We start from the raw sequence: 17298 nt of genomic DNA on the forward strand, positions 1-17298 counted from the left end.
ATCTATATTTTTCAGCCTTTTTTTATATTTTTGTCTTCACCAGCCATTAGCTCCAAGGATATGGGCTGTTTGATACTGGGTGCAGATTTCCTTTTTCGAAACGATCAAAGCGGAAAGGCTCTAACAAGCTCTGCCTTTCGCCGAGCACTTCATCGGCGATCAAATGTCCCACGCCCAGCATCTTCCACCCATGATTACTATCCGCAATCAGCGTGGCATTCTCATGAAAATGGTCAAACACCGGAAAGCTATCGGCTGTGAAACAGCCGATACCACCGGATGCTTCACGGTGATATTTACCCATCATGCCTTCAAACCGCTTATGGCAATGCGCCAATGCCGAAACCCACATATGGGCAAAACCGTCAGAGGCCACAAATTCAGGAGAAGATGGGCCGTAAGGATCAATTGCAACCCAATCAACCGGGGTGTCCACTTTATAGGGCGAGGCGCCCCCTTGAATACCGTTAAAATGCCAATCAGGTTTGTAATAAATGCCCCACAAATCTTCGGTAATAACGCTGCCATCGACGCAAGAGTGCAGCGGAGCATCGGTATCGACATGTATCACCGGCGGTATTTTGCCATCATTGGTTTGCAGGACCTCGGGCGGCAATTGCAAAACGCCTTCTTCAAGTTGCCAGAACCGCCACATATCAATATCGTGATGCATCTTTCCCGCTAGATCTTTTAGGCTGATTTTTTTGGGCATGCCCAGCATATCCCAGAAATCGCGGGCCCAAGGACCGGGCGCCACAACCACATGCGCACAAGATACCGTGCCATGAGATGTCTCAACAGATTTGATGCTGGAGCTGGCGCTTTCGTTTGTCAGTCCCTTTACCTCGACGCCAGAGATAATCCGAACTCCGCGCTCTTCGACCTTCTTGGCTAGCCCGTACATCGATTTGGTGTTGTTTGAATACCCGCCCCGCTTCTCATGTAGAACAGAGGTAATGCCTTGCGCCTGCCAATCGCTAAACATGGATTTCATGTAAGCATCGGAAGCATCCGCACCTTCGATAAACTCGCTTTCATAGCCGATTGCCCGCTGCTGCTCATAAATCGAGGTCACATCTTCGCGCATCGATTCGCAGGAAATCTGCATATAGCCCACAGGATGATAGCTGAGGCCGGCCGGATCGCTTTCCCAAACATCTACGGAATGCGCCATAAGTTCCCGCATCGCAGGTTGAAAATAATTATTGCGCACCACGCCGCAGGCAATTCCCGACGCTCCGGATGCAATCCCTGATTTGTCTAAAACAACAACGCGGCCCTCAACCTCTTGACCCTGAGCGATCAAACGATCTGCCAAGCGCCAGGCCGTGGATAACCCATGAATGCCAGCGCCAATGATGAGGTAGTCTACATGTGTGGGGAACGCCATTCACCCATCTCCCTAAAAGTGTTCCAACTGCTTTGCCGTCGCTCCGGCGGCAGCTTTTCCGCCCAGACGTGACGCGAGCTTGATAAAATCAAACCAAAAGTCAACCTATTTCAAACCACATGTTGAATTTTACTTGACATTTTCTGTTATTGGTACAAAATTGGATCAAAAAAGGGATCTGATGCAGGTTAAGAAGAAAAAAATGAATGCTGCTGATCTGGCCAGCATATTGCGCCGGGACATCATTCAAGGCGCCATTGCCCAGCATGAAAAACTTCCCGCCGAGCGCGAGATGGCCGAAACCTATGGCGTGTCGCGCGGCACGGTGCGCGAGGCGCTGATAAAATTGATGGACACGGATCTGGTTGATATCAAAAGAGGCAGCGGCACTTATGTAACATTTGAGGCACCACCCCCCCAGCCCAGCGTCATCCAAACAGCGAATCCGCTTGAACTGATTGATGCCCGCTTTGCCCTAGAGCCGCATATTTGCCGTTTGGCTGTTCTGCATGGTCGCCGCGCTGACTTCGATCGGTTGGGGCAATTATGCACTAAAATGGAGGCCAGCGTTGATAATACCGCGGCCTTCGCAGAGGCCGACACGGAGTTTCACCGCGCTTTGGTCGAATGCACTGGCAACGTTCTTTTGATCTGGATCATGGATCAGATCACATCGGTGCGCGGTCAAAGCGATTGGACAAGAATGCGCAGTTTGACGTTGAACACTGACATTATACAGCAATATAACGCGCAACACAGGCGCATTTTAAACGCGCTTTACAGTCGTGAACCTGAAGCCGCCGCAAGCAATATGAAAGAACACCTTGAAACGGCGCGCCTGTCCCTCACGCGGGCTGCGGCGGCATAGGAACGCGCTGTTACGCACGCGCCGCTGTTTGCAACCAATTCAGATATAAACGCTCGGCCATGGCGTTAAACGCGTGCATATGGGCGGCGCAATCCGCTTCCAGCATCTTTTGGCCATTGGCGCCCAGCGCCGCGGTCAAGCTGGCCGCATATTCTGGAATTTTGCCCCAATCCTGCACCGTGTTTTGTTCTATTTCAATATGAAATTGCAGCGAATAAGCCCGAGGGCCCCAGCTCATCGCTTGCACGGCGCAATCAGGCGATGTTGCCAAAACTTTCGCCCCTGCCGGCAGCGTTTTAATTTCCGCCCCATGCCATTGAAGGCAGCGCATGCGCTCGGGCAATCCATCACATAAAATTCCAGAGGCGCCGGCTTCGGTTAATTGAACCTCACAGACCCCAATTTCTGGAATATCCGATTTGCCAACGCTGCCGCCCAGTGCCTCCGCCAGCAATTGATGGCCAAGACACAGCCCAAGAAACGGCAAGCCTTTTTCTTCAACGGCCTGTTGAATTAGGGCTTTTTCAGCGACGAGCCAGGGATATGCCTCTTCTTGCCAGACATCCATCGGCCCGCCCATAACCCAAAGCCCATCATAGCCATCCAGCGCAGGCAAGGCCTCTCCCTCATCAAGATGCACCGCGTCCCAACTGTGGCCATCTTCCTTCAAAAATTGGCGAAAAATACCGGGATGTTCTGCCCGAGCATGTTGTAAAACAAGTAAATGCATGTGCCCTCCTAGCTGCGTTTACATAGGCATCTCTTAGCCCTTTAGACAAGTATTTAGCGAAATTCCGACGGCGCGCGGCCGAAATATTCCCGAAATACACGCGAAAAATGCGAGGCGCTTGAGAAGCCGGTTGCCAGCCCAATTTCGGTGAGCGACAGCGGTGAGTTGGTCAATAAATTGCGCGCCTTATCAAGCCTTAAATCGCGATAATAGCCCATGGTTGACCGCCCCAATTTAAGCGAAAACAACCGGTTGAGCTGGCGCGGTGAAATTTTTGACACTTGCGCCAATTGCTTGAGCGTCAGCGGATCCGCAACATGCGCCTCCATCGCTTTCACCGTTTCTAACACCTGTGCGTTGGTTGATCCGATCCGCGCGATCAATCCGCTGCGCTGAGGCCCAATCGAGGGGCGAATTTCCGTATGTAAAAACCAATCGCTAACCAAACTGGCAAAAACTGATCCCTGATGTTGCGTGATCAAGGCCAGCATCAAATCCAACGCGGCTGTTCCACCGGCGCAGGTCAAACGATCCCGATCGATAACGTAGAGGCTGCGTTCAAGCAGCAGATGCGGTGCGCTTTCTTCGAGCGCCGCGGCATGTTCCCAATGCACAGTCATACGCCGCTCTGCCATCAAGCCTGCATTGGCCAGAATGACTGGCCCACCCGACACCCCGCCGAGGCGGACGCCAAATCGGGCGATCTTTGCCAGCCAATTCCCAACGGCCATATCCGCAAAGGTGGCCGGATTGCCGCCGGCAACAACAAACACATAATCAAGGCGAGGTGCGGTCAAAAGCGTTGCTTGCGGCGCAACACTGGCAGCACCAGAACTAGACACCGACTCAAGTGATGGGCTAATATTCACAACCTCATAAAGCATGCGCCGGCTCAACATATTGGCGGCGCGGAACGGCTCAACCGTGGATGCATACGACATCAAGGCAAAGCCATCGATCGGCAAAACGCCAATTCGGATGATATCCGTCTGGTCTCTTTGGCTCAGTAATGTACCAATTTTTTCCATTTTTTTACAATAAACGTCTTTTTTGGAAAAGTATATGCTGGATGATCCGGTAAGATAACTCTAAAATAAAGGTGTTGTCAGCATGAATTACTCTGCATTGAAAATCCTAACGCAGGGATTGACCGGAAATAAAGGTTGGAAACCCGCATGGCGCGACCCGCAGCCGAAAGACAGCTATGACGTGGTGATCGTGGGCGGTGGCGGCCATGGGCTATCGACGGCGCATTATCTGGCCAAAACCTATGGGATCACCAATGTTGCAGTGTTGGAAAAAGGTTGGCTTGGCTCGGGCAATATCGGGCGCAACACAACAATTATCCGCTCAAATTACATGCTGCCGGGCAACGAACCCTTTTACGAATTGTCTTTGCAGCTCTGGGAAGGCCTGGAGCAAGATTTTAATTACAATGCGATGGTCAGCCAACGCTCGATCCTCAATCTATTTCACTCTGATCCACAACGAGACGCGTTTGTGCGCCGCGCCAATGCGATGATATTGGCTGGCGCCGATGCGGAATTGGCGGATCAGGCGCAATTGCGGCGCGAACTTCCCTTTTTGGATTTTGACAATGCGCGGTTTCCCATCAAGGGCGGGCTGTACCAAAGGCGTGGCGGCACCGTGCGCCATGACGCTGTGGCCTGGGGCTATGCGCGTGGCGCTGATAGCCGAGGCGTAGATATTATCCAGAATTGCGAAGTCACCGGTTTTCACATTGAAAACGGCAAATGCAGTGGGGTGGAAACCTCTAGAGGGCCCATCAAGGCGCGCAAAGTGGCCGTTTGCGTGGCCGGATCATCCAGCCGCGTGATGGCTCAAGCGGGCATGCGTCTGCCAATCGAAAGCCACGTGCTGCAAGCGTTTGTCACCGAGGGGCTGAAACCCACCCTGCCCGGTGTGATCACCTTTGGTGCCGGCCATTTTTACGTGAGCCAATCCGACAAGGGCGGGTTGGTCTTTGGCGGTGATATCGACGGCTATAACAGCTATGCCCAGCGCGGCAATTTACCGGTGGTTGAAGATGTGGCTGAGGGCGGAATGGCAATCATGCCGATGATCGGGCGGGCGCGTTTGTTGCGCAGCTGGGGCGGCATTATGGACATGTCTATGGACGGCTCGCCCTTTATCGACAAAACCCATATTGACGGGCTCTATTTCAATGGCGGTTGGTGCTATGGCGGGTTTAAAGCCACCCCGGCCAGTGGCTTATGCTATGCCCATTTGCTCGCGACTGATGCCCCCCACCCTGTCGCAACAGAGCTGCGCCTTGACCGGTTCAAGCGCGGCCATTTAATCGATGAAAAGGGCCAAGGCTCGCAACCAAATTTACACTGACCCCAGCACCGAAACGTTGAACTTGACATGATTATACACCCTCAAAATCGCTTTCCTTTCTTACCCGCGCTCGAGCTTTGCACCAGAGCGCGCGCAGGAGATTTTTCATGATTATCAACCACCCACTGCTAGGCCCGCGCGACGCGGCCGAATTTGTTTATTTGGGCGATGCCAGCCTGATCGACCGGCCTGATCCAAACGCAGAAGATGCCGCCAATCAGTTTTATGAATATGGCTATCTGCGCGATAATCCTGCCGGGATGCATGAAGAGCTTTGGTATCACGAACAAGGCGACCGGTCTTGGCTGGTGGTCACACGCGACACACTGACCCATGGCATAACGGCGGTGCGTTTGGCCCGCGATGCCGCAAAAGAAAGAGGCCGCAGCAGATGAAACAAATTCACCGCCTCGCGGGTGGTTTAATCGATCGTAATACACCCTTAAATTTTGAGTTTAATGGCAGGCGCTTTGAAGGCTATCAGGGTGACACGCTGGCCTCAGCTCTGATCGCGAATGGCCAAACGCTGGTGGGGCGCAGTTTTAAATACCACCGCCCGCGCGGTATCTTCAGCGCAGGCTCTGAGGAACCTAACGCTTTGGTTGAACTGCGCAAAGGCGCATTTCAAGAGCCGAATACCCGAGCCACCACTGTCGAGTTATTCGACCAGCTCAGCGCAAAAAGCCAGAATCATCGTGGCTCTTTAGAGTTCGATCTGATGGCCTTCACAGATTATCTATCGCCATTCTTAAGCGCCGGGTTCTATTATAAAACCTTCATGTGGCCCAAATTTGCATGGGAAAAACTCTATGAACCAGCCATTCGCGCCGCGGCTGGCTTGGGCAGCCTGTCTTTGAAAGACGATCCAGACGTATATGACAAAGGTTTTTTGCATTGTGATCTTTTGGTCATCGGCGCAGGTCCCAGTGGTTTGGCCGCTGCGCGCGCCGCCGCATTCAGCGGGGCACAGGTTATCCTCGCAGATGAAGATTTCCGAGCGGGGGGGCGGCTCAACAGCGAAACCTTCGAGGTTGATGAGCAAGCGGGGGCGGATTGGGCGCAGGCGCTCTGGCAAGAGCTGGCAGGTCTGCCCAATGTAAGGCTGATGACGCGCACCACAATCTATGGGGCCTATGATCACGGCATTTATGGCGCGCTTGAGCGCCGCACCGACCATTTGCCCCATTCTGACGGAAAACCCAGGCAAATCCTGTGGCGCATCTATTCAAAGCGCGCGGTCTTGGCCGCGGGTGCAACGGAACGCCCGATTGCTTTTGGCAATAATGATCGCCCGGGGATCATGCTTGCGGGCGCGGTGCGCAGCTATGTAAACCGGTTTGCTGCGACACCGGGCGAGCGGATCAGCATTTTTACCAATAATGATGATGGGTGGCGCACAGCGCGCGATCTCAGCGCTCAAGGCGTGTCGGTAGCTGCGGTTATTGACAGCCGCGATATTGCCCCAGTAACCGAAATTCCGCATGCAAAAATTGTTATGGGCGCCGGCGTTATGGACACATCCGGGCGCAAGGCTTTGAAAGAGATCACCCTGACCACCGGTCAGAGGATTATGACAGATTGTTTGGCCGTCTCTGGTGGCTGGAACCCGAATGTCCATTTAACCTGCCATCAACGTGGCCGACCAAGCTGGGCAGAAGACATAAATGCGTTTGTGCCCGGCAAAGATCTTCCCCCAGGAATGCAGGTTGTGGGGGCCGCGCAAGGCGATCTAACACTGTCGCAAGCGATCAGCGGCGCGCATCAAAAGGCCAAAGCGCTGGTCAAAGATCTGGGCTTCACAGCCACGCGAAAAGCCGCGCCCAAAGCCAGCGATGAAGCCAGCACGGGGGCTGCATTCTGGCATGTCAGCGCCAGCAAAGCCCGCGCTTGGATTGATTTGCAAAATGACGTGACGGTCAAGGATATTCGCCAATCCTATCAGGAAGGGTTTCGCTCGGTTGAACATCTCAAGCGCTATACCACGCTGGGCATGGCCACGGATCAGGGCAAAACCTCCAACATCCCTGCTTTGGCTATTATGGCGGAATGTACGGGCAAAACGATCCCTGAAACCGGCACCACGATTTTCCGCCCGCCCTACACGCCGGTGCCCATGGGCGCTTTGGCTGGGCGTGCGCGGGGCAAGGATTTTCGCCCCTATCGGCTGACTCCCAGCCATCGTTGGGCCGAAGAAAATGGCGCGACCTTTGTGGAAACCGGGAATTGGTTGCGCGCCCAATGGTATGCCCGCCCTGGGGAAAAAGGCTGGCGCGACAGTGTTGATCGCGAAGTTGAAATGACCCGAGCATCCGTGGGCATTTGCGATGTCACAACTTTAGGAAAAATCGATATCCAAGGCAAAGATGCTGCCCTGTTTTTAAACCATATTTACACCAATGCCTTCCTCAAACTGCCCGTGGGCAAAGTGCGTTACGGGCTGATGCTGCGCGAAGACGGCATCGCTTATGATGATGGCACAACGGCCCGATTGGGCGAAAACCACTTTGTGATGACCACAACGACCGCCAATGCCGTCTTGGTCTTTCGGCGCTTAGAATTTGCACGGCAATGCCTGTGGCCTGAGCTTGATGTTCATATGATTTCTACCACGGATGCTTGGGCGCAATTTGCGGTGGCCGGGCCGAATTCGCGCGCGCTATTGCAAAAGCTTGTCGACAAATCGTTCGATTTGTCAAACGAAGGCTTCGGCTTTATGGCTTGTGCTGAAACCACCGTCTGCGGCGGTACGCCAGCCCGTTTGTTCAGAATTTCTTTTTCAGGTGAATTGGCCTATGAAATCGCCGTGCCCGCGCGCTTTGGCACCGCAATGATGGACTGCTTGATGCAAGCTGGGCAGGAATTTGACGCTGTGCCCTATGGTACCGAAGCGCTTGGGGTGATGCGGATCGAAAAAGGCCATGCCGCGGGCAATGAATTAAACGGGCAAACATCAGCGTTGAATCTGGGGCTGGGCGGGCTTGTCAGCGCCAAGAAAGATTGCATCGGCAAAATCCTGTCTCAACGCCCGGAAATGAACCGCGAAGATTCGATCCGCCTTGTCGGGTTTAAACCCGTCGATCAAAGCCAAGCGCTGTCTGCTGGGGCGCATTTCATCGCGTTGAATGACGCAGCAACAATGGCCAATGATCAAGGCTGGATGTCTTCGGTAGCCTATTCGCCGGTTTTGGGGCATTCGATCGGCTTGGGCTTTATAAAGGCGGGCCATGAACGCATGGGCGAAGTGGTGCGCGCGGTCAACCCAGCCCAGAATAAAGAGGTACAGGTGAAGATCGTATCACCGCATTTCTATGATCCGGATGGAGGGCGGCAACGTGGCTGAATATAGATTAACCTCGGAAGAATTTCTTGGCGGCTATCAAGCGCAATTTGGACCAATCAGCCTGCGCGAGATCAGCGATATATGCATGGTCTCGATGGCGGTTCCCTTGGCAGAGGAGCAAGCTGTTCGCAAAGCTTTGAAAGCAGCTTTTGGTATCGATATGCCCGATATCGGGCAGAGCCAAGGCGCGGCAGCGCTGGACTCGCGGGTGCTACGCATGGGATTGGATCACATGTTCGTACTTTTCGCGCGAGCGCAAAATACCGAACGCCCGGAGCAACAGATTAAAACCCTGATGAAAAGCGCCGTTTACACAACAGATCAAAGCCATAACTGGGTTGGTTTGGAAATATCCGGGCCTGGTTGCCGCAGCGCGCTTGAGCGCATTTGTCCCATTGATTTGCACCCCGAGAGGTTCGAGATTAACGCGGTTGCGCGCACGCAGATGGAGCATCTGGGCACAATAATTTTATGCGTAGATCACGAAACCTATTGGCTGTTTTCGGCCAGCTCATCGGCGAAATCGTTTTTACATGCGCTTGAAACATCGATCCACAACGTTCAATGATTCAAAACACAAGTTAACAAATCGCTGCGGAGGGCAGAAAAACAAGGCTTTTCCCGAGCAGCAAAGACGTCTTATGTGGATTAAAATCTGTCAGCTTTGAAGATAGCTTTCCAATGAATCATCCAGCGCCTCTTTCCAAGGCGTGTGATGAACCGGCGCCATTTTGCCAGTAATCGCCGACTTGTAGCCATTATCGCGGAAACCCATTATATCCTGACCCTTATGCGCCTTCCATTGGAAGAACGCCTCGCAGGCGCCATCCACATCGAAATCGGGATAATCGGTTTCGCCAATCAACTCTTTCACGTAATCCCCCTGATAGGTGATTGCGTATTTTGCATCATCGCTAAGCTCTTCGCGCGCCTCCCGCTCGGCCACATCTGCCAGCAAACGGGCTTTATCCTGAGGTATCACAAGCCGCCCCATGATCGCATCCCGTACCCACCAGGCTTGAGCGTCAAACATATTAAAAGTGAACCATTGATCCTGCATGCCAAGGTAAAATAATCTCGGGTTATGGACCCAAGCCACCCCTTTATAAAGATCAGCTGCAGCCAGCCGGTTGGCCGTGGCCAAACGCAAATCATCCGGCAGAAAATTAAAGAAATGCTTGTAACCCGTGCATAGAATGATTGAATCAACCTCGCGATTGCTGCCATCGATGAAATATGCAGTTTTGCCCTCTACGCGCTTTAGCGCCGGCACTTCTTGCCAATTTTTGGGCCAATCAAACCCGATCGGCGCGGTTCGATGCGCCACGGTCACCGAGCGGCAGCCATATTTCCAACATTGCGATCCAATATCCTCTGCAGAATAAGAGGTGCCCAAAATTAAGATATCCTGATCTGTGAATTCTCGGGCATCTCTGAAATCATGCGCGTGCAAAATCCGCCCATTAAAGCTTTCAAACCCCGTATAATATGGCATATTTGGCGTTGAAAAATGGCCCGAAGCCACCACCACATGATCGAAGAGTTCGGTATAGCTGCTGTCTTTTTCATGATCATGGGCGGTGACATGAAATTTTTCGCTGGCGGGATCATAAGACACCCAACGAATTACCGTGTTAAAGCGGATCCAATCTTTGACCCCGGCGGCGTTGACCCGCCCCTCAATATAATCAAACAAAACAGCGCGCGGCGGGTAAGATGCAATGGGTCGACCAAAATGCGTATCAAAACTGTAATCCGCAAATTCAAGGCCTTCTTTGGGCCCATTTGACCAAAGATAGCGATACATTGAGCCATGGCAGGGCTCGCCATTTGCGTCCAGACCGGTGCGCCAATCATAGGCCCATAAACCGCCCCACGTGGCCTGTTTTTCAAAGCAGACAACCTCTGGAATTTCAACGCCCGCCATGGCGGCGGATTGAAATGCGCGCAATTGTGCAAGCCCCGATGGCCCGGCTCCGATCACTGCGATACGTTTTTGCATTAGTCCCTCACTTTTTAAGGCAGATAGCCCTCGCGGATCACGGGTTCTGCCTTCTCATTCTTATTCACTCGCGCCGCGACATTTCACCCACAGTCAAAGAAACGCAAAACCAACTGCAATTTCAAGATCATCAAAGCGGCCAGAGAGCCAACTGCGGTTTTAAATCTCAAAAAAAAATAAAACCCAGACTCTCGATTGCACTTCCCCTGTCACAATAATTTCATAACGCATTGAAAAATATATTAATTATTTTTTTCAATTATTCTTTAGCCTCTAATTTATAAGGGCATAGACCCCAAAATTTATTCGTTAAAAAGACCAGAAAATTTGTAATGATCCGCCACGCTTAGGCCCTGCTTAAGCGGCCAAACCGCAATGGCACATCAGAATGTCCGCGGAGCGGCACGGGAGTAAAATTTAAAAACGAAGGGAACAGATCGTGGAAGAACAAATTGCAGAATTGGCTGCGCAAGTTGCCGCTCTTCAGGCCAGCAGCAGCGTGACAAACACGATGTTTGCGGAAACCTATTATTATTTAACAATTCCGCTAATGATCATCATTCACGCGGGATTTCTCGCCTATGAAATGGGTGCCTCTAGAATGAAAAACGTGCTCTCATCGGGCGTCAAAAACATTCTGGCTTTTGCCTTTATGATCCCCACTTTCTACTTCTTTGGTTGGTGGATTTATTGGGCGTTTCCAACCGGTCTCAGCCTATCTATGGGCGCCATGGAAATTTCCGGCGCCGAATATGCAAGCTCAATCGCTTTGGGTTGGGGGGATGGCGCGGCCGCTATGGGGCCAAATATTGCCGATCAAGCCTCGGGCGTTTTCTTTGGCGCCTTCGCGCTGTTTGCCTGCACCACGGCCTCTATCATGTCCGGCGCGGTGATCGAGCGTATTCAAACGGTGGGTTTCACCATTCTGGCGATCGTTCTCGGTTCTTTTGCTTGGGTGGTTGCGGCGGCCTGGGGCTGGCACGCGGATGGCTGGCTGGTCACGCAATGGGGGCTACATGATTTTGGCGCGGCGGGCCTTGTACACGCGGTGGCAGGCTTCTTCGCGCTTGGCGTTTTGGTGAATCTTGGACCCAGAATTGGCAAATTCAACGCCGATGGCAGCGCCAATCACATCGCTGGACATAACATGCCGATGACGGTGACGGGCTTGATGCTGATTATCGTAGGCTTCTGGGGCTTTTTGATGGCCTGCGTGATTGTGCCCGGCGAAGGTTGGTCGTGGTATGAAAACGCACCGGCAACGATTTATGGCACGCCGATCACGCTTTCAGCTTTGGCCTTCAACATCCTAATGGGCATTGCCGGCGGGATTATTGGTGCTTGGATTTACACCAAAGATCCGTTCTGGATGATGTCTGGCGCGCTGGCCGGTATTATTTCGGTGGCCTCGGGCTTGGATATCTATTTCCCGGGTCTGGCCTTTATCATCGCCTTTGCCGCAGGTGTTATTCTGCAGCCTTGCGCGAATATTCTTGAGCGGATGGGGATAGATGATGCGGTTGGCGCTGTCACCGTGCATGGCACGATCGGCCTCTTTGGTTTGATTATGCTGGGGGTCTTTGCCAGTGGATATCCCGCTTTAGATGCCTTTATGGGCGATGCCGTACGGCCTACCATTTCGCTGACGGGGCAAATCGTGGGTGCGGTTGTGTTCTTCTTGCTGGGCTTTGTCCCGGGTTATGTGGTGTCCTTGATCCTCAAAGGGTTGGGTATGCTGCGCACTCCGGAAGCGGCAGAACTGGCAGGGCTTGATCCTGTTAAAGTGCCTGCTCAGGGCTATCCAGAGGGCATTCCAGCCTCTGCGCCCGCATCCAATTGATCTAGAAAAGGGAGAAAAACAATGGGTTTTCCATATGACACCGGCGATTGGTCGGGGATCTTTGCCGAAGGTGCAAGCGGCGTGATGTTTACCGGATGGGGCGGCAGCGCGCCAGGCTGGTATACATTGATTGCGGTCATCATTTGCATTGTGGTTTTGGTGATGGGCAACAGCTCTGAAGCGCAAAAATACAAAAACGCCGAAAAATAGAGGCCGACATAAAAGAATTGGGCAGGCTTATGCAAGCCTGCCCTTTTTTGTGCAGAAATTTTATGCAAATTCTCTGTTTTTTGAAACAAGCTCCATTCAAGACTGGAAACATATAATTTTCTTACTAAAGTGTTTTGCAGGGGCCCGGTTGCAGCCAAAAATTGCAACGCAGTAACTTACGACAGACTCATAGGATTATATAATGTGCGGAATTGTTGGGCTTTTCTTAAAAGACCCCTCGCTGGAAGCTGCGTTGGGGCGCATGCTCACGGATATGCTCGTCACTATGTCGGATCGCGGGCCCGACAGCGCAGGGATCGCCATCTATAGCGAGGCTGTGGAGGATCGCGCCAAAATCACCATCCAATCTGCACACCCGGATCAAGACTTTGCCGCTTTAGAGGCAGATTTCAAAGCAACCTTTGGACAGTCGCTGACTTTGCAGCGCAAAAACAGCCATGCGGTTTTTGAAATTCCTCAAAACCAAATCGACGAGATACGCGCCCGAATGCGCCAGGCGCATCCCGGCATCAGAGTGATGAGCACGGGCGATAACATCGAGATTTATAAAGATATCGGTCTCCCGAAAAGCGTTGCAGAGCGGTTTGATGTCCCGCTGATGCAAGGCACCCACGGTATTGGCCATACAAGAATGGCCACCGAAAGCGCAGTGACCACGATGGGCGCCCACCCCTTTAACACCGGCCCGGATCAATGCTTGGTGCATAATGGATCCTTGTCCAACCACAATTCGCTGCGCCGTCAATTGCAGCGCGAAGGCGTGGTGATCGAAACCGAAAATGACACTGAAGTGGGCGCCGCCTATTTAACATGGAAAATGCAAAATGGTAGCTCGTTGGGCGAGGCGCTGCAGAGTAGCCTTGATGATCTGGACGGTTTTTTTACCTTTGTCGTTGGCACCAAGGATGGGTTTGGCGTGCTGCGCGATCCAATTGCCTGCAAACCGGCTGTGATGGCCGAAACCGATCAATATGTTGCTTTTGGCTCGGAATATCGGGCTTTGGTCAATCTGCCCGGAATAGCCGGCGCCCATATTTGGGAACCGGAACCCGCAACTGTCTATTTTTGGACCCATTAAATGCAAATAATCGATCTAGACCAAACAAACCTGCGACAGGCCAATGCGCAGTTGCAAAACCAAAGCACCGGCGCCAATCAAACAGAATGGCAGATTTTGAACCCCAAAGGCGCCCACGCGATTGCGGTTGGATTAGACGCGCCGATTAACGTGACCGTTGAAGGCTCAACCGGCTATTATTGCGCGGGAATGAACAAACAAGCGCGTCTGCGCATCAACGGCTCTGTGGGCCCAGGCGTTGCAGAAAATATGATGTCCGGCACGGTGATTATTGAGGGCGATGCCAGCCAATATGCGGGGGCAACGGGCCATGGCGGGCTTTTGGTTATCAAAGGCAATGCCTCCTCGCGCTGCGGGATCTCTATGAAGGGAATTGACATCGTGGTGCATGGTAATATCGGCCATATGTCAGCCTTTATGGGGCAATCCGGCACAATGGTTGTCTGCGGTGAAGCGGGCGAAGCGCTTGGTGATAGCCTATATGAGGCAAAGCTGTTTGTGCGCGGGGCGGTAAAATCTTTAGGGGCAGATTGCATTGAGAAAGAAATGCGTCCCGAACATCTTGCCGAAGTGCAGGCTTTGCTCGAGCGCGCGGAAAGCACGGCCAAGCCCAGCGACTTTAAGCGCTATGGATCGGCGCGCAAACTCTATAATTTTGACGTCGATCATGCCGGAGATTATTAAGGTGAAGAATGAACAAACCCCCTGAAACCGCGGCAGCGCCGCGCACCGAACCGATACAATCCGCTACATTTACGCCGGCTGTAAATGCTGAAATCCGCCGCGCAGCTGCGACCGGTATTTATGACATACGCGGCGGCGGCGCCAAACGCGCGGTTCCCCATTTTGACGATCTTTTGTTTTTGGGTGCTTCGGTGTCTCGCTACCCTCTGGAAGGCTACCGTGAAACCTGCGATACCTCGGTTACATTGGGCACGCGCTACGCGCAAAATCCGATTAAACTGGATATTCCGATCACCATCGCGGGAATGAGCTTTGGCGCCCTATCTGGGCCTGCAAAAGAAGCGCTGGGGCGCGGCGCCACAGCAGCGGGAACCTCAACCACTACGGGCGATGGCGGCATGACAGCAGAAGAGCGCGGGCATTCTGATAAACTGGTCTATCAATATTTGCCTTCGCGTTATGGGATGAACCCCGATGATCTGCGCAAAGCCGATGCAATTGAAATGGTGGTTGGGCAAGGGGCAAAACCCGGCGGTGGCGGAATGCTTTTGGGTCAAAAAATATCGGACCGCGTGGCCGATATGCGCAACCTGCCAAAGGGCATCGATCAGCGCTCGGCCTGCCGGCACCCCGATTGGACCGGCCCCGACGATCTTGAAATCAAGTTGATCGAACTGCGCGAGATTACCCAATGGAAAATACCGATTTATGTAAAGATAGGCGCAACCCGCCCGTATTTTGATACAACGCTTGCTGTGAAAGCGGGGGCAGATGTTGTGGTGATTGACGGGATGCAAGGTGGCACAGCGGCCACGCAGGATGTGTTTATCGAACATGTCGGCCTGCCCACTTTGGCCTGCATTCGCCCGGCGGTAAAAGCGCTGCAAGATCTGGGGATGCATCGAAAAGTTCAATTGGTCGTCTCGGGCGGAATTCGCAATGGCGCGGATGTCGCCAAGGCCATGGCGCTGGGGGCAGATGCTGTTTCCATCGGAACCGCCGCTTTGATTGCGCTGGGCGATAATGATCCCAAATGGGAGGCCGAGTATCAGGCATTGGGCACCACAGCAGGTGCCTATGATGATTGGCATGAGGGCAATGACCCCGCTGGCATCACAACCCAAGATCCAGTGCTTATGGCCCGGCTAGACCCGATTGCAGCCGGCCGGCGGTTGAAAAACTATCTCAAGGTTTTAACGCTTGAAGCGCAAACCATCGCCCGCGCCTGCGGAAAAAACAATTTGCGCAATTTGGAACCCGAAGATCTCTGCGCGCTCACGATTGAAGCCGCCGCCATGGCCGGCGTGCCGCTTGCCGGCACCAGCTGGATACCCGGCGCGGAGGCTCCATTTTGAGCTCTTAAACAGCCAAGCCCCCCTGTCACAGTCGAAAGGATAAAAAAGATGACCACAGATCTCGCCGCATTTGCAAAAGCAACAGGTGTCAAATATTTTATGGTGTCATTTACCGATCTTTTTGGCGGTCAGCGCGCCAAGCTGGTACCCGCGCAGGCCATCGCCGAAATGCAAGAAGATGGCGCCGGATTTGCCGGATTTGCAACCTATCTTGATATGACCCCCGCCCATCCTGATATGCTGGCGGTGCCGGATGCGTCTTCGGTTATTCAATTGCCGTGGAAGCCAGAGGTGGCTTGGGTGGCCGCGAATTGCGTAATGGAGGGCAAAGATGTCGCGCAGGCCCCGCGCAACGTGCTGCGCAAGCTTATTGATCAGGCCGCAGATCAGGGGTTACACGTGAAAACCGGCATTGAGGCTGAGTTCTTTTTACTCACACCACAGGGCGATCAAATCAGCGATCCGTTCGATACCGCCGCAAAACCCTGCTATGATCAGCAAGCCGTGATGCGCCGCTATGAGGTGATCCGCGAAATTTGCGATTATATGTTGGAGTTGGGCTGGGGCCCTTATCAAAACGATCATGAAGACGCCAATGGCCAATTCGAAATGAATTGGGAATTCGATGACGCGTTGAAAACCGCGGATAAACACAGCTTTTTCAAATTCATGGCCAAATCGGTGGCGGAAAAGCACGGTCTGCGCGCCACCTTCATGCCAAAACCAATTGAAGGGCTTACCGGCAATGGCTGCCATGCACATATTTCGGTTTGGGATGGTGCCGGTAGCGCGGCAAAAACGAATGTTTTTGCCGATGATGCGATGGATCTGGGCCTGTCGCAATCCGGGCGGCACTTTTTGGGTGGCATCATGAAACATGCCAGCGCATTGGCGGCGATTACCAACCCCACCGTCAACAGCTACAAGCGCATCAATGCGCCGCGGACGATGTCGGGCGCCACTTGGGCACCCAATACCGTCACATGGACCAGCAATAACCGCACCCATATGGTGCGCGTGCCTGGGCCTGGCCGGTTTGAACTGCGCCTACCGGATGGAGCCGCCAACCCCTATTTATTGCAAGCCGTGATTATTGCCGCCGGTCTGGATGGGCTGAGCACCAATGCCGATCCAGGCAAACGCTATGATATTGATATGTATGCCGAAGGGCATAAGGTGCGCGGCGCCCCACGCCTGCCTTTGAACCTGCTGGACGCATTGCGCGAATTTAACAAGAACAAAGGCTTAAAATCGATGTTGGGAGATGAGTTTTCAGCCGCTTATTTGAAGTTAAAGCATCAGGAATGGGATGCATTCGCCGCGCATTTTTCAACCTGGGAAAAAGAGAATACGCTGGATATCTGACCCAAACCGCCGCAAACGCAAAAGCCCCTGATCCGGCCTAATCAGCCTAAGAAT

General features: G+C 53.0%; 15 protein-coding genes. 11 read left to right on the forward strand and 4 right to left on the reverse strand.

What is annotated here, in order from left to right; genetic code table 11:
- Nucleotides 1–46: 46 nt before the first annotated feature.
- The gene (locus GN241_10555; protein ID XAT57759.1) at nt 47–1390 is read right to left on the reverse strand and encodes an FAD-dependent oxidoreductase; all 1344 of its coding nucleotides are present in this window, start codon (nt 1388–1390) and stop codon (nt 47–49) included.
- A 181-nt stretch (nt 1391–1571) separates the two neighbouring features.
- Between GN241_10555 and GN241_10560 the strand changes: the two genes are divergently transcribed.
- Nucleotides 1572–2258: an FCD domain-containing protein gene (locus GN241_10560; GenBank protein XAT57760.1), complete on the forward strand. Its 687-nt coding sequence runs from the start codon at nt 1572–1574 to the stop codon at nt 2256–2258.
- A gap of 10 nt (nt 2259–2268) precedes the next feature.
- Here the strand turns inward: GN241_10560 and GN241_10565 are convergent, their stop codons facing one another.
- A complete protein-coding gene (locus GN241_10565; protein XAT57761.1) occupies nt 2269–2988 on the reverse strand; it encodes a type 1 glutamine amidotransferase in 720 nt (239 codons plus the stop codon).
- 53 nt (nt 2989–3041) lie between these two features.
- Nucleotides 3042–4052, reverse strand: coding sequence for a helix-turn-helix domain-containing protein (locus tag GN241_10570; protein ID XAT57762.1), 1011 nt, complete (start codon nt 4050–4052; stop codon nt 3042–3044).
- Between the two features lie 46 nt (nt 4053–4098).
- On the opposite strand from GN241_10570, the gene GN241_10575 reads away from it, so the two are divergent.
- From GN241_10575 to GN241_10590, 4 genes are all read left to right on the forward strand, one after another.
- Nucleotides 4099–5349, forward strand: a complete 1251-nt coding sequence (locus tag GN241_10575) for a sarcosine oxidase subunit beta family protein (protein XAT57763.1) — start codon at nt 4099–4101, stop codon at nt 5347–5349.
- 107 nt (nt 5350–5456) lie between these two features.
- The gene (locus GN241_10580; protein ID XAT57764.1) at nt 5457–5744 is read left to right on the forward strand and encodes a sarcosine oxidase subunit delta; all 288 of its coding nucleotides are present in this window, start codon (nt 5457–5459) and stop codon (nt 5742–5744) included.
- Entirely contained in the window at nt 5741–8689 is a 2949-nt protein-coding gene (locus GN241_10585; GenBank protein XAT57765.1) for a sarcosine oxidase subunit alpha family protein, read from the forward strand. Before GN241_10580 ends, GN241_10585 begins: the two co-directional genes overlap by 4 nt.
- Nucleotides 8658–9257 (forward strand): sarcosine oxidase subunit gamma, encoded by a 600-nt coding sequence (locus GN241_10590; GenBank protein ID XAT57766.1) that lies wholly within the window; start codon nt 8658–8660, stop codon nt 9255–9257. Before GN241_10585 ends, GN241_10590 begins: the two co-directional genes overlap by 32 nt.
- A 90-nt stretch (nt 9258–9347) precedes the next feature.
- Here GN241_10590 and GN241_10595 read toward each other — a convergent pair whose 3' ends face one another.
- A complete protein-coding gene (locus tag GN241_10595; GenBank protein ID XAT57767.1) occupies nt 9348–10691 on the reverse strand; it encodes a SidA/IucD/PvdA family monooxygenase in 1344 nt (447 codons plus the stop codon).
- 439 nt (nt 10692–11130) lie between these two features.
- On the opposite strand from GN241_10595, the gene GN241_10600 reads away from it, so the two are divergent.
- The 6 genes from GN241_10600 (at nt 11131) to glnT (ending at nt 17244) form a co-directional block, all read left to right on the forward strand.
- Nucleotides 11131–12531: an ammonium transporter gene (locus tag GN241_10600; protein XAT57768.1), complete on the forward strand. Its 1401-nt coding sequence runs from the start codon at nt 11131–11133 to the stop codon at nt 12529–12531.
- Nucleotides 12532–12552: 21 nt separating this feature from the next.
- Entirely contained in the window at nt 12553–12741 is a 189-nt protein-coding gene (locus GN241_10605) for a hypothetical protein (GenBank protein ID XAT57769.1), read from the forward strand.
- 202 nt (nt 12742–12943) lie between these two features.
- Nucleotides 12944–13840: a glutamine amidotransferase gene (locus GN241_10610; protein ID XAT57770.1), complete on the forward strand. Its 897-nt coding sequence runs from the start codon at nt 12944–12946 to the stop codon at nt 13838–13840.
- Nucleotides 13841–14524, forward strand: a complete 684-nt coding sequence (locus GN241_10615; GenBank protein XAT57771.1) for a protein GlxC — start codon at nt 13841–13843, stop codon at nt 14522–14524.
- 8 nt (nt 14525–14532) lie between these two features.
- Complete coding sequence (locus GN241_10620; GenBank protein ID XAT57772.1) at nt 14533–15879, forward strand: FMN-binding glutamate synthase family protein; 1347 nt, start codon at nt 14533–14535, stop codon at nt 15877–15879.
- 48 nt (nt 15880–15927) lie between these two features.
- The gene (glnT, locus tag GN241_10625; protein XAT57773.1) at nt 15928–17244 is read left to right on the forward strand and encodes a type III glutamate--ammonia ligase; all 1317 of its coding nucleotides are present in this window, start codon (nt 15928–15930) and stop codon (nt 17242–17244) included.
- The last annotated feature ends 54 nt before the right edge of the window (nt 17245–17298 follow it).

The sequence above is a fragment of the Rhodobacteraceae bacterium IMCC1335 genome, from assembly GCA_039640495.1.
Taxonomy (GTDB): Bacteria; Pseudomonadota; Alphaproteobacteria; order Rhodobacterales; family Rhodobacteraceae; genus Thalassovivens.

Bases quoted from the DNA above. Each gene is read 5' to 3' on its own strand.
- GN241_10555 (XAT57759.1), bottom strand. From the start codon at position 1,390: ATGGCGTTCCCCACACATGTAGACTACCTCATCATTGGCGCTGGCATT.
- GN241_10560 (XAT57760.1), top strand. From the start codon at position 1,572: ATGCAGGTTAAGAAGAAAAAAATGAATGCTGCTGATCTGGCCAGCATA.
- GN241_10580 (XAT57764.1), top strand. From the start codon at position 5,457: ATGATTATCAACCACCCACTGCTAGGCCCGCGCGACGCGGCCGAATTT.
- glnT (XAT57773.1), top strand. From the start codon at position 15,928: ATGACCACAGATCTCGCCGCATTTGCAAAAGCAACAGGTGTCAAATAT.
- GN241_10575 (XAT57763.1), top strand. From the start codon at position 4,099: ATGAATTACTCTGCATTGAAAATCCTAACGCAGGGATTGACCGGAAAT.
- GN241_10605 (XAT57769.1), top strand. From the start codon at position 12,553: ATGGGTTTTCCATATGACACCGGCGATTGGTCGGGGATCTTTGCCGAA.
- GN241_10590 (XAT57766.1), top strand. From the start codon at position 8,658: ATGATCCGGATGGAGGGCGGCAACGTGGCTGAATATAGATTAACCTCG.
- GN241_10565 (XAT57761.1), bottom strand. From the start codon at position 2,988: ATGCATTTACTTGTTTTACAACATGCTCGGGCAGAACATCCCGGTATT.
- GN241_10615 (XAT57771.1), top strand. From the start codon at position 13,841: ATGCAAATAATCGATCTAGACCAAACAAACCTGCGACAGGCCAATGCG.
- GN241_10585 (XAT57765.1), top strand. From the start codon at position 5,741: ATGAAACAAATTCACCGCCTCGCGGGTGGTTTAATCGATCGTAATACA.
- GN241_10595 (XAT57767.1), bottom strand. From the start codon at position 10,691: ATGCAAAAACGTATCGCAGTGATCGGAGCCGGGCCATCGGGGCTTGCA.
- GN241_10620 (XAT57772.1), top strand. From the start codon at position 14,533: ATGAACAAACCCCCTGAAACCGCGGCAGCGCCGCGCACCGAACCGATA.
- GN241_10610 (XAT57770.1), top strand. From the start codon at position 12,944: ATGTGCGGAATTGTTGGGCTTTTCTTAAAAGACCCCTCGCTGGAAGCT.